The sequence below is a fragment of the Streptomyces sp. NPDC002845 genome, from assembly GCF_053591955.1.
Window position 1 is genome coordinate 1 of sequence record NZ_JBSFUU010000146.1, and the last position, 12522, is coordinate 12522.

The following is a 12522-nucleotide window of genomic DNA, read 5'->3' on the forward strand; positions in this document are numbered from 1 at the left end:
AAGACCCTTGGCTGGAGAACACCCGCCGAGACTCTCAACAATCACCTACTATCAACACAAAGTAGAAGTGTTGCGACGACTCCTTGAACCTGAGCAAGTACCCCCGGACCGTGTGGCTCATGGACACGTTGCCGATGGGGCCGAGCGGCAAGATCCTCAAGCGGCAGATCAGCGCACCGGCGGCGCCGGAGTCGACTGTCTGACGGCGCCGTCATGAGTGACGGTGAGGCGCCGTGTACGGGCGCCCCCGGTACTGCGCCGGCGGATTCGTCACTGGTCTGGTTGACCAGTTGACTTGGCCAATCTTGCCAGGCGGCGGCGTTCATGGCGTATGAAGTGGAGGCACCGAAGTACGTCCGCCTCGCTCCACTTCTCGACGCCCCGGACGGCGTTCCGGTGCTGAGCGTCCTCGTCGTCGCGAACGATGATCCGGGCCGGCCGGTCTTCCGAGAAAGCCGCGCTGATCTATCAGCACTCCGACGAGGAGTGGCAGCGCGATGTGGCGGCCGGGCTCGACGGCATGGTCCGCGCGGAGCGTGCGAAGCACCACAGCGACAGCCGCGCGCACCACAAGCGGAAGCCCACCGGCACCTAGCAGCGCGCTTATGGTGCGCATGTGGTGCGCTCCCCGCCCGCCAGAACAACCCCCGGGTCAATGACCTGGGGGTTCATAGTGGAGCGGGTGACGAGAATCGAACTCGCGCTCTCAGCTTGGGAAGCGACGGCGCTTGGAGAGCCGGATGCCTTCTGAGCTGGTCCTATGTGCTTTGGCGTGGCGCCCGGGAGCGCAGCATCGCACCGCTGGTGACCGTGGTTGACCGGTCTTGCGGGCACGCTATGGGCACGCCGTCGGCTCGGAGGCTCGGGGGAGTCTCTCTCAGCGGGCTGCGACCGCCCAAGACCTGGAAGCGGGCCTCGGCCAGGAGGGAGCCATCGCCGGAGCACACGGCCGACACCACGGTCCGCTCGCGCCCGTCGGCGAGGCCGTGCCGCCAAGCCCCGCCGACGGGCGCACCCCCCTCACAACTGGATGTTCACGGCTTTGACCTGGGTGTAGAGATCGATGGCGCCCTCGCCGAGTTCCCGCCCCCAACCGGACTGCTTGTACCCGCCGAAGGGGAGTGCCGTGTCGAAGGCGTTGTACGTGTTGACCCAGACCGTGCCGGCCTTGAGTCGGCGGGCGATGCGGTGGGCCTTGGAGATGTCGCGTGTCCAGACGCCGGCGGCGAGGCCGAAGTCGGTGTCGTTGGCCTGGCGGACGACGCCGTCGTCGGTGGAGAAGGGCTGTGCCACGACCACCGGGCCGACCTGGGTCGCCGGATCGAGGCCGGGGCCCAGTTTCGCCTGGGCGGCGAAGTCGGCGACGGCCTGCGTGAACTCGTCGAAGATCTTGTCCTCGACGAAGAGACGGGTGCCGGCGACACAGCACTGGCCGTGGTTGAACAGCCAGGCGCCCGCCGAACCGGCCACCGCCGCTTCCAGGTCGGCGTCCGCGAAGACGATGTTCGGGCTCTTGCCGCCCAGCTCCGGGGAGACCTTCTTCAGGTTGCCCCGCGCCGCGTCGACGATCTTCTTGCCGACTTCCGTGGAACCGGTGAACGCCACCTTGTCCACGTCGTCGTGCGAGGCGAGGGCGGCGCCCGCCTCGCCGAAGCCGGTGACGATGTTGAACACACCCGGCGGGACGTCGAGTTCCTGGATGATCTCGCCCAGCAGGAGGGCGGTCAGGGGGGTCTGCTCCGCCGGTTTGAGGATCACGGTGTTGCCGGTGGCCAGGGCGGGCGCCACCTTGAACGCCGCCATCAGCAGCGGGAAGTTCCACGGGATGATCTGGGCGCAGACCCCGACCGGCTCGCGCAGGGTGTACGCGTGCCACTCGGCGCCCGGCACCCACGGCACCAACACCGGGATGGTCCGCCCTTCGACCTTGGTGGCCCGGCCCGCGTAGTAGTGGAAGATGTCCGCCGCCCAGGTGACGTCCACGGCCTGTGCCACGCCCGCGGACTTGCCGTTGTCCAGCGCTTCCAACTGGGCGAAGTCCGCGGCCCGTTCGAGGATCCGGTCACCGATCCGCCAGACGAGCCCGCTCCGCTCGGAGGGGGTCATCCTGCTCCACGGGCCCTCGGCGAAGGCGCGGCGGGCGGCGGCGACGGCCCGGTTCACGTCCTCGGCGGTGCCATGGGCCACATCGGTGACCTTCTCGCCGGTGGCCGGGTCGTGGGTGGTGAAGACGGCGCCCGCCGCCTCCACCCACTCCCCGTCGATCAGCAGCTTCTTGGGGCCGCTGGAGATGAAGTCCCGTACGGGTTAGGTGAGTTCGTAGGTGCTCATGATGTGCGGCTCTCCTTGTCCGTCGGTGGAACAGGTCAGTTCAGGAGCATCAGCGCCATCGCGGCGGCCATCGCCGGCCCGCCGATCCGGGCCCATGGGTGCGGATGCGAGGTCCGGGGTACCGCCCCGAACCGGGCCACGGCCCACAGCGCGACGACGGCGACGGCGGCCCAGGTGTACGACCGGTCAGGCAGGGTCTCCTCGTGCATCGAGGCATGTCCGCCGAGCGCCGCCCGCCAGTGCACGAACAGCAGCCCGGCCATGCCCAGCAGGTCGTACGCCACCGGCAACCCCGCCGTGAGCAGGTCGTCGTCCCGGGCGACCCAGATCACGGTGGCGGCCAGCAGCAGACACCATCCGAGCGGGCCCGGGGTCACCTCGGGCAGGGCCATGGCCGCCATCGCGGCGGCCATGACCAGATGCGGCACCCAGCGGCGCACCCGAACCGGCCGCCCCGCCACACCACAGGCACAGCTCACCAGCCCGAGCACCGCCGCGAGCAGCATCACCGCGGATCAGCCCCCGTGACAGTGGCGGCTCGCGGAGCGCGGCACGTCCAGGGTGGGGTTGCGGTCGAAAAAGCCGACCGGTTTGAGGGTGAAGCCCGCGTAGTCGACGGGCATGACGGGCCAGTCCTCGGGGCGCGGGAAGTGGGTCAGGCCGAAGGTGTGCCACAGCACGATGTCCTCGCCGTCCACCGTCCGGTCGGCCGCCGTCCAGGCGGGCAGGCCCGCGCCGCCCGGGTGCTGGTTGACGAAGTCGCCCGCCGGGTAGCGCTCGTCCGGGTCGTACGCCGTCACCCACAGGTGCTTGGTGGCGAAGGCGGCGCGGTCGTGGATGCCGGAGGCGTCGTCGGCGAGGAGTACCGGCTGCCCCTCGGGATACAGGGCGTAACCGACCGGCCGGCCGAGGCGGTTGACCTTCTCCGGGTTCACCACGTGCCAGGTGCGCGCCTGCCCCTGGTCCGCGAGGCGCCGCGCATCCGACTCGTGCGCGAGACGGGTGCGCCGCTCGGCGAACGCGTTGCCGTACGGGTTCCCGGGACCCATCGGCACCCGGACCGCGTCCACCTCCTCCACGGCGTTGCGCGTGCCGTCGACCGTCATGTCCAGCCGGGCGGAGAACAGGTGCTGGTGGAAGGGCGCACCGAGGCCCGGCGCGATCTGTGTCGCGTACGGGTGCCCCTCCTCCGGATACGCCGACGTGAACACGACGCCCGTGGCCTTCGCCTCGCACTGGATCGTGCCGTCGAGGTAGAGGTACCAGTAGAAGCCGTAGTCGTAGTTGCCGACGGTGGTGAAGAAGGAGACGACCAGACGGCGCTGGCGGCGGGTCTCGTTCGAGCCCGCGAACATGTCGCTGTGCTTCCACAGGACGCCGTAGTCCTCCTCGTGGATGCAGATCGCGTTGCGGATCGTGCGCGGGTCGCCGAAGTCGTCGGCGATCACCGCGTCCAGGTAGGTGATCTCGCCGAGGCAGTCGCAGCCCAGTTCCAGGGAGTTGGTGTACCGGGCGAACATGTACTCGCCGGCGTCGAAGTAGTTCTGCCAGTAGCGCACGGGGGAGGGGTCGGCGTAGGGGACGACCATCTCGGCGATCGACGCGCGGTAGACGATCGGCCGGTCGTCGAAGGCCAGTTGATGAAGCGTCAGGCCCTCGCGCTCATTGAAGCCGATGCGCAGACTCCAGTTCTGCCAGGTCAGGAGGTTGCCGTCGAGAGCGAAGCTCGGGCCCTCCGGCTGGGTGATCTCGATCGGCTTCAGCGTGCTGCGCGGCTCGCCCGCGACCTCGGGGTCGTCGAAGTTGCCGGACTCGGCCGGGACGGGCAGGTCGCGGTGGTCGACGACCTCGACGACCGTACGTGCGGTGAGGTCGACGTAGGCCACCACGCCGTCGACCGGGTGGGCCCAGGGGTGGTCCTTGTCGTGGAGCTGCTGGAAGCCCAGAACGCGCACGATGCGCCGGCCGTCCCCGGGCGGGCAGTCGTCGTAGGCGCCCGCCGACAGGGGGACGGTGCGGACGGTGGCGGGGTCCAGGCCGCGCCGCTTCAGCGCGTCGCACCACTCCTCGCTGGCCAGGGCTATCTCCTCCACCAGTTCGAACTCGGTGTCGGTGATGGGGAGTTGGCCGGTGGTGGCGGGATCGAGCAGGACGGCCCGGTCGACCTCGGAGCGGGACCCGGAGACGATCACGTCGTGCGAGGCGCCGGTCGGCAGGTCGAGCAGGAGGACACGGAAGCGGCGGTCGACCTCGGCGCCCGGGACGTGGGCGAGGACGGCGGCCTTGTCGGGCTCCTCCAGGCCGCAGAAGGCCATACGCACGGTCTCGGTGAGCAGGCCGGCGGCGGTCAACGCGGCTTTCACCGCGCGGAGTTCGTCTTCCGTGACCAGGTCGAGGGGATGAGCGGTCATACCGTTTCCTCCAGGGGGGAGTGGGTCGGGTGGGAGCGGCGGCCGGTGGCACGGGCCGCGTCGCGCCGTGCCAGGGCGAGGGCGACGCCCGCGGCGAAGAAGGCGGCCAGGACCCCTTCGATCGCCAGGGCGAGGCCGGTGGAGCCGCCGATGAGGAGGGGGAAGTTCGAGACGGTCAGCACCAGGCAGACACCCAGCCCGGCCAGGCCCAGGACGGGGGCGAGAAGGGTGTGCCAGAGGCGGGTGTCGGCCTTCGTACGGCGGAAGAAGACGACGACCGCGAGACAGGTGAGCGCCATCAGCACCAGGACACCCAGCGTCGCGGTCCCGGCCATCCAGGCGAAGACCTGGGTCACCGGGTCCAGGCCCACGGCCACGAAGACGCCCAGCAGCACGAGTGCGGAAGCGCTCTGGGCCAGGGACGCCAGGTGCGGGGAGCCGTGCCTGGCGTGGGTGCGGCCCCAGGAGGCGGGCAGGGCGGCGGAGTTGCCGAGCGAGAAGGCGTACCGGGCCACCACGTTGTGGAAGGAGAGCAGCGCGGCGAACAGGCTGGTCACCAGCAGGACCTGGGTCAGGTCTCCGCCGACCGTCCCGAGGTAGCGGGTCATCGTCGTGATCAGGATGCCGCCGGGGTCGGCTCCCGCCTGCTTGACCACCTCGCCGTCGCCCCACGCCGACACCAGCGCCCACGAGGACAGCGTGTAGAAGCCGCCGATCAGCAGCAGCGCGAGATACGTGGCGCGCGGCACCGTCCGCTCCGGATCGCGGGCCTCGTCGCGGAAGACGGCGGTGGCCTCGAAGCCCAGGAAGCTGGCGATCGCGAACATGATCCCGATGCCGGGTGAGCCCGAGGTGACCTCGGACGGCTTCAGGAACGCCGTGGACAACCCGTCGTCGCTGCCCTGGACGGTCACCACCAGGTCGAAGACCAGCACGATGCCGACCTCACACAGCAGCAGCACGCCGAGCACCTTGCTGGACAGCTCGATGTTCCGGTAGCCGAGCACGCCCACCAGGGCCAGTGCGGCGACGGCGTACACCGGCCACGGCAGCTCCGGACCGCCGTAGTGCACGACCAGCCCCTGCAGGGTGGCGCCGGTGTATCCGTACACCGCGAGTTGCACGGCGGTGTAGGTGGCCAGCGCCAGGAAGGCGGACCCGAGGCCGGTGACCCGGCCCAGCCCCTGCTGGACGTACGTGTAGAAGGCGCCCGCGTTCGGCACGTGCCGGGTCATGGCGCAGAAGCCGACCGCGAACAGCAGCAGGACCGCGCAGCAGATGACGAAGGTGGCGGGGAAGCCGGCGCCGTCGCCGAGGGCGATGCCCACCGGGACGGCGCCGGCGACGACGGTGAGCGGGGCCGCCGCGGCGACGACCATGAAGACGATCGATCCGACTCCCAGTGAACCGGTGAGGGCGTTTCTCTCAGGTGGCGCGTCCATGGATCCTCCCGGGATCTGGGCGAGGCGCATGCCGATGAGGACCGACGTTCGCCGTGCCGTCACCGGGGGGCAACGCCCGCTCTCCCGGTACGGAAAGACTGGTCAGCGCGGTCGCGGGGCGAGGGAGCGACGGCCGTACGGATTCTCGGAGCCCGGAAATGCGCGGACCGGAATTCTCACTTCGGGGCATCGGCGGTTAACACGGGCGTGGGTTCCGCGGAAACCCCGGGCGGGTTACCTTGCTGCGGCGGAACGCGCCCCCGTCCCCCGTCTCACGGGGGGGGTCCGCGAGGAGAGTGAACCGCCCATGCAGGAACGACCGGACTCGCCCGTCGCCGGCTACGCGGGCCTGGCCGCCGGGGCCATGTCCGAGTCGAACAGGCTGCCCACCCGCTCTCCCGTGCACGGCCTCGACCGGCGCGGGCTCGACCCGCTCCAGGTCCTCGCCCAGTCGGTGGCCGGTGCCGCGCCCGCCGCGGCCATGGCGGCGACCCCGGCGATCGTGGCCGCCACGGCCGGCGGCTCCACCGTCTGGTCGTTCGCCGTGGCGACCGGGCTCGCGCTGCTGATCGGTATGTGCATCGGCCAGTTCACCCACCGGATGGCCGCCGCGGGTTCGCTCTACAGCCTCACCGCCCAGGGACTCGGGCCCGTCAGCGCGTTCGTCAGCGGCTGCGGCCTGCTCATCGGGTACGGCGTGCTGGCCATGGCGGGCTTCACGGGTGCGGCGGGCTACCTGAGCGCGCTGCTCGCACGGGCCGGGGTGGGGTCGACGACCGGCGTGTTCGTCACCGCCGTACTGGCACTCGCCGCCCTGGCGGCCGTCCTCATGATCCGCGGCATCCGGCCCGCGGCCCGCCTGATGCTGCTGATCGAGGCGACGTCGATCGTGCTGATGCTGGTCATCTTCGGGGCGCTGCTGGTCCGGCACGGCGTACCGCACGACCTGCACCGTCTCGGACTCCCGCCGCCGGACCTGGCCAGGACGGCGGCAGGGGTACTGCCCGCACTCGGCGCGTTCATCGGGTTCGAGGCGGCGGCGGCCGTGGGAGTCGAGGCCCGCCGCCCCTTCCGCACGGTCCCGTGGGCCGTACACTCGACGGCCGCGGTCGCCGGACTTCTCTGTCTGCTGGCCGCCTACGCCCAGCAGATCGGCCTCGCCGATGTACGAGGCGGACTGGCCGGACAGCGGGAGCCGGTGGACACCCTGGCCACCACCCAGCGCCTTCCCTGGCTGTCGGCCCTCCTGGAGGCCGGGATCGCGCTGTCCTTCTTCGCCGCCGCGCTCGCCAGTGCCACCGCCCTGGTCCGGGTGCTGTTCTCGATGGGCCGCGAGAGCATCGCACCCCGCCCGCTGGGCGCCGCCCACCAGCGGCACCGCACTCCCCACGTGGCGATCGCGGCCGCCCTGCCCCTCACCGCGGCCGTCCCCGTGGCGATGCGACTGGCGGGAGTGGACACGGGCCGCTCGCTGATGATCCTGCTCAACACCGCCACCTTCGGCTACCTGGTCGCGTACCTGCTGGTCTGCGTCGCAGCCCCCGTCTTCCTGCACCGCATCGGCGAACTCACCATCGGCCCCGTCGCGGTCACGGCGATCTGCGCGCCGGCCCTGCTGACCGTCCTCGGCGCCTTCCTCGCGGCCCAGTCCGGGCGCGCCCTGTGGGCGATCGGCGCGGCCCTGGCGGCCGGCACGCTGTGGTTCGCCTGGCTGCGGACACGCCGCCCACGCCAGCTCGCGGCCGTGGGGATCTACGACGAGACGAGCACCGCGACCTCCTGGGCGCCCCCGAACCGGCATCCCGGGATGCCGCATGAGTCCCCCGATGGATCCGACCGCGCTGTCCGGCCGCCAGCCGAGGGCGATCCGCAACGCGCTGGCCGCCCTGGAGGAGGTGATCGCCGCGGGCCCCGGGGTGACCGCCAAGGAGATCTCGACGGCACTCGGGCTTCCCCCGGCGACCACGTACCGCCTGCTCAACCTGCTGGTCGCCGAGGAGTATCTGGTCCGCCTGCCCGGCCTGGGCGGCTTCGCGCTCGGCCGTCGCGCCGCCCGCCTCTGCGTCCCCGCGCCCCCGCACCTCCCGCTGGCCGCCCGCACCGTCCTCGACCACCTCCGCACCCGCACCCGCTGGGGCGTCCACCTGGCCTCCTTCACCACCGACCGCCTGGTGATGACCGACCCGGACCCCGACCACCCCCCGTCCGAGGAAGCCCTCCTGGCCCGCTACCCGCACGCCTCCGCCCTCGGCCAACTCCTCCTGGCCGCCCAGCCCGACTGGCACGCGGTCGCTCCGGACCTGCGCCGCTTCACCCAGCACACGATCACCGACGGCGCGCAGCTGACCGCCGAACTCAAACAGATCGCCGAGACCGGCCTCGCCCGCCAGAGCGGCCAACTCCGCACCGACCGCGGCTGCCTCGCCGTGGCGGTACGACACCCCATCACCGGCGCCCTGGTGGCCGGCCTCGCCCTCTCCGGCCCACCCGCCCGCGTGGCCCAGCCGAACGACGACCTCATCGCCGTGGTCCGGGAGCACGCGGAACGGCTGGCGCCGCTACTGGCCTGAGCGGCGGCACCGCCCCCACAATGCACAAGCCCCAGGCCACTGACCTGGGGCTCCAAAAAGAGCGGGTGACGAGAATCGAACTCGCACTCTCAGCTTGGGAAGCGACGGGCTTGGGCGGGGGCTATACCTCCGACCTGGGCATACGCCATCTCCTTGAGTGGTTGTGCGGGCCGGTTTGCGCCGCTGTCAACCGCTGCTTTCCGCTCTTAAGGGCACGCTATGGGCACGAAGCTCCAAGGAGGGTCCTTGGTCCGCCCTGTAGCCCCGGCAGGCATGCGGGAGGGCATTGCTGAGGTGCGCCGTCATGCGGCGTTGCGGCAGCACATGTCCGGCCCGGGAGCCCGCAGTACGGGACGCTGCCGGGGAGGTGCGGTCTGCTCGGCGCCAAGGGATGCCGGAGCCGCGCCTTCTTCGGAGGTTTCAAGTCCCTCAGCTCATCGGGGTCCAGCGGCACGTCATCGAGGATCTCCACCGTCCGGGTCTTGGGGCCATGCCCTCAGCCCGTGGGTGAACGGTCCACCATGACGACTCATTTTTGTTGCCGACGTCCGCGGCGGCGCGGCCTGCCGGCCGAGGCGGCGGCTGTCACTTCAGTCGCACCCAGGCGACCCGCTCCGGTGCTCCAGCAGCTGGAGTGAGAAGTCGAGTGCGCGATCGGCCCGTTCCCGGTCTCCCGACACCAGGAGATCGAGCTGAAGACCCCGTACCTGGGCGAGCAGGAGTGTGGCCAGGGCAGAGGCTTCCTCGGGGGGCCGTCCGTCCTGCGTGAGCCGGTCGGTGAGGATGTCGAGCCAGCCGCCGATGATTGGGTGCACCAGGTCCCGGTCACCTTCGGGCTTCCAGCCGTGCCGGCCGACCAGCTCGAACAGCAGGAGGAACTGCCTCTGCTCGTGCGGCTCGCACAGTCGCTGCCACACGGCCTTGACCAGCTCGGCCGTGGAGCGCGCCCCGCGGTACTCAGGGGCGGAGGTCAGCTGCTCGGCCAGGTCGGTGCGGATCTTGTCCAGGACTTCCAGAATCAGCTCGTCCTTGGACGAGAAGTGCCGCAGCAGAGTGGCGTGGGTTACGCCGAGAGCCTGGGCCACCGGGCGCAGGGACAGGTCACTGACGCCGTGCTCCAGAACGTACTCGGTGGCCGCCGCCAGCAGTTCCGGCCTGCGGTGCTGGAAGCGAAGCGTCCGCCCGTCCACCCGTGGAGTGCTCATCGCCACCGTGCCTCACTCTCTGCCAGATGAAAATAAGCGTACCAATTGGTTGTCCTAACCGAGTGGTACTGCTAATTTCTCGTTCATCGGGTCTCTGCCCCTCCGCAATGTCACTCCTTGGCGCGGGATACCCAGGCGACAAGCCCCGAAGAGCCAGACCGGCCGAGCTTCCCCGCCTGCCGCCGTTGGCCTCCTCCTCCCCCTCCCCTTCTCCTGAGCGATTGAAGGACGACGATGACAGCTCAGCAGCCGCAGACCCTTGCCGAGATCGGCCTATTCACCGGTGTGCCGCAGCACGAGAACTTCTGCCGGATCAAGGACCTGGCGGACACGCGCGAGATGGCGCCCGCGCCGAAGCCGCACCCCTGGCCACTGGGCGAGGCGACGGCCCTGCCCGCCACTTACGAGTTCGACGACGCCGTCCGGTCGACCGAGGAATTCCTGGCGGACACGGACACGTCGGCGCTGCTCGTGCTGATCGACGGCGAGATCCGCTACGAGCGGTACCTGCTCACCGGAGGCCCGGACGTGCCGTGGCTGTCCATGTCCGTGTCCAAGAGCTTCGTCTCCGCCCTCGTCGGCATCGCCGTCGAGGAGGGCCACATCCGCAGCATCGACGAGCCGATCAGCGCCTACGTCCCCGTCCGGCCCGGCTCCGCCTACGACGGCATCCCGATCCGGGACGTGCTGCAGATGTCGTCCGGTGCCCGCTGGAACGAGGACTACAACGACCCGGCCTCGGACATCTGGCTGCTCACCATGGCCACGTTGGGCATCGACGGCACACTCGACGACTTCGTCGCGAACATGGCACGCGAGAGCGAGCCCGGCACCGTCTGTCGCTACAACTCCGGCGAGACCCAGGTGCTGGGCGCACTCGTGGCCCGGGCGACCGGCCGCACGGTTGCCGACTACATGCGGGAGAAGCTGTGCGAGCCGCTCGGCATGACCTCACCCGGCCGCTGGGTCCTCGACCCGGCCGGGACGGAGATGGCGTACGGCGGGCTCAACCTCACCGCGCGTGACTACGCCCGGATCGGCGAGCTGTACCGCAACGGTGGTGCGTGGCAGGGCGAGCAGGTCGTGCCCGCGCAATGGGTGCGCGACTCCGTCACCGTCGCCGCCCCGCACCTGGAGCCCGGCCGCCCGATCGTCGGCGGCCACCAGTTCGGCCTGGGCTACGGCTACCAGTGGTGGATCCCGGACGGAGACCGCGGCGAGTTCAGCGCCATTGGCGTCTACAACCAGTTCGTCTACGTCGACCCGACCGCCCGCACCACCATCGTCAAGCTGTCGGCCAACCGCAGGTACGGCACTTCCACGGAGGAGTCCACCAACCGCGACATGGAAACCGTCGCCTTCCTGCGCGCGATCGCCCAGCACGACCACTGAGGCGGCGCAGTCACCCGGGCCAACGGCGTCCGCGGGTGGCCGCCCGTGTCCCGCGCCGGCCGAGAAGGCAGGGCTGACGACGGACAGACGAAATCCTCTTCAGCCGCCACCCGGCCGTCCTCACCGGTCAGGAAGAGGGTGAGGTCCGCGTCCGCGCCGGCGAAACTGAAGGCGAACGCGCAGCCCCTGCCAGCCGTCCTCGGGCAGGACGAGGGTCTGGCCGGGGATGAGCGAGGCAGGCAGTGCGGGCGGTGTGGCGGGTACAGGAGACGGTCCTGCCGACGTCTCTTGCTTCCAAACGGCGAACGGCTTGATCCGGATGGTCGCCTGGGCCTGAGGCTGGGGCCGCGCTTCAGCGAGGCAGCAGGACGTCGACCTGCCTGCGGATGTCCTGCACGATCTCCTCGACGCTCAAGGCGATGTTCACGCCCGCCGCCATGCTGAGGAACATCACGGCGGACACGATGTGTGCCAGCGTCGCGGCGTCGCCCTCTGCGACCCGATCGTCTCGGCGCAGCACGGCGGCGACGGCCTCCTCGGTCTGCGCGACGATGGCGAGTGCTGCGCCGTGCCGGGGCTCCTCGGGGTCGCCGAAGACCATCTCTCGCAGGTAAGTGCGTCCGTTGTCGATCTGGATGCGGTTGCACTCGACGATCGGCCGGACGATCGCCAGCACCGCGTCCAGCACGCCTGGGACGGTCTCGGCGTCCGCCCGGCCCTGCTCAAGTGCTTCGACGTACTTGGCGTTCTGGACAAGGAGGAGGAGTTCGCCCTTGGTCTTGGCGTAGAGGAACAGGGTCCCGGTGCCGATGTCGGCCTGGTCGGCGATCTGCTGGGTCGTGACCTCATCGACGCCGTGTTCGGCGAACAGTTCACTGGCGGCAGCGACAATGCGGTCGAGTTTCTCCTGCTTGTTCCGCTCGCGCCGTCCGACCGACTGGGAGGCGACAGACATGGGTGGTGTCCTCGTGCGTTCTGTGTCGCCCGTCGCGGTTGCGGCGGGTCAGCTGCTGCCGATGACGGCCTTGCCGCGGATGCCCCCCTGGGACAGGGACTGCAGCGCGTGCGGGGTCTGGTCGAAGCCGACCACCTTTCCCACGACCGGGCGCACCACGCCCTGGTCGACGAGGGTGGTGATCTGGCGGAGCTGGTCGCCGCTGGCGCGCATGAA

At 70.5% G+C, this 12522-nt stretch carries 10 protein-coding genes and 2 pseudogenes; 4 read left to right on the forward strand and 8 right to left on the reverse strand.

Going from position 1 to position 12522, the window contains the following annotated elements:
• Positions 1–421: 421 nt before the first annotated feature.
• A pseudogene (locus ACWD3C_RS46540) lies at positions 422–595 on the forward strand (integrase); the annotation flags it as partial.
• A 425-nt stretch (positions 596–1020) separates the two neighbouring features.
• On the opposite strand, the gene ACWD3C_RS46545 reads toward ACWD3C_RS46540, so the two are convergent.
• The 5 genes from ACWD3C_RS46545 to ACWD3C_RS46565 all read right to left on the reverse strand — a co-directional run bounded on the left by ACWD3C_RS46545 (position 1021) and on the right by ACWD3C_RS46565 (position 6766).
• The gene (locus ACWD3C_RS46545; RefSeq protein WP_451154556.1) at positions 1021–2250 is read right to left on the reverse strand and encodes an aldehyde dehydrogenase family protein; all 1230 of its coding nucleotides are present in this window, start codon (positions 2248–2250) and stop codon (positions 1021–1023) included.
• Between the two features lie 116 nt (positions 2251–2366).
• Positions 2367–2840: a hypothetical protein gene (locus tag ACWD3C_RS46550; protein WP_451154557.1), complete on the reverse strand. Its 474-nt coding sequence runs from the start codon at positions 2838–2840 to the stop codon at positions 2367–2369.
• Between the two features lie 6 nt (positions 2841–2846).
• Entirely contained in the window at positions 2847–4742 is a 1896-nt protein-coding gene (locus tag ACWD3C_RS46555; protein WP_451154559.1) for a primary-amine oxidase, read from the reverse strand.
• Positions 4739–6184 carry an APC family permease gene (locus ACWD3C_RS46560; RefSeq protein WP_451154561.1) on the reverse strand — a complete coding sequence of 482 codons (1446 nt, stop codon included), beginning with the start codon at positions 6182–6184 and terminating at the stop codon, positions 4739–4741. The genes ACWD3C_RS46555 and ACWD3C_RS46560 overlap by 4 nt, the downstream gene beginning before the upstream one ends.
• A gap of 339 nt (positions 6185–6523) precedes the next feature.
• Positions 6524–6766: a hypothetical protein gene (locus tag ACWD3C_RS46565; RefSeq protein ID WP_451154563.1), complete on the reverse strand. Its 243-nt coding sequence runs from the start codon at positions 6764–6766 to the stop codon at positions 6524–6526.
• Here ACWD3C_RS46565 and ACWD3C_RS46570 point away from each other — a divergent pair.
• A pseudogene (locus ACWD3C_RS46570) lies at positions 6666–7682 on the forward strand (APC family permease); the annotation flags it as partial. The gene ACWD3C_RS46565 and the pseudogene ACWD3C_RS46570 overlap by 101 nt on opposite strands.
• 316 nt (positions 7683–7998) lie before the next feature.
• Positions 7999–8754, forward strand: a complete 756-nt coding sequence (locus ACWD3C_RS46575; protein ID WP_451154565.1) for an IclR family transcriptional regulator — start codon at positions 7999–8001, stop codon at positions 8752–8754.
• A 590-nt stretch (positions 8755–9344) separates the two neighbouring features.
• Here the strand turns inward: ACWD3C_RS46575 and ACWD3C_RS46580 are convergent.
• A complete protein-coding gene (locus ACWD3C_RS46580) occupies positions 9345–9959 on the reverse strand; it encodes a TetR/AcrR family transcriptional regulator (RefSeq protein ID WP_451154567.1) in 615 nt (204 codons plus the stop codon).
• A gap of 234 nt (positions 9960–10193) precedes the next feature.
• Here ACWD3C_RS46580 and ACWD3C_RS46585 point away from each other — a divergent pair, with 234 nt between their 5' ends.
• Positions 10194–11351 (forward strand): serine hydrolase domain-containing protein, encoded by a 1158-nt coding sequence (locus ACWD3C_RS46585; protein WP_451154569.1) that lies wholly within the window; start codon positions 10194–10196, stop codon positions 11349–11351.
• Positions 11352–11703: 352 nt separating this feature from the next.
• Here the strand turns inward: ACWD3C_RS46585 and ACWD3C_RS46590 are convergent, their stop codons facing one another.
• Together ACWD3C_RS46590 and ACWD3C_RS46595 are read right to left on the reverse strand one after the other, a co-directional pair.
• Positions 11704–12306, reverse strand: coding sequence for a TetR/AcrR family transcriptional regulator (locus ACWD3C_RS46590; protein ID WP_451154571.1), 603 nt, complete (start codon positions 12304–12306; stop codon positions 11704–11706).
• A gap of 48 nt (positions 12307–12354) precedes the next feature.
• Positions 12355–12519 (reverse strand): zinc-binding dehydrogenase, encoded by a 165-nt coding sequence (locus ACWD3C_RS46595; RefSeq protein ID WP_451154573.1) that lies wholly within the window; start codon positions 12517–12519, stop codon positions 12355–12357.
• Positions 12520–12522 lie beyond the last annotated feature (3 nt).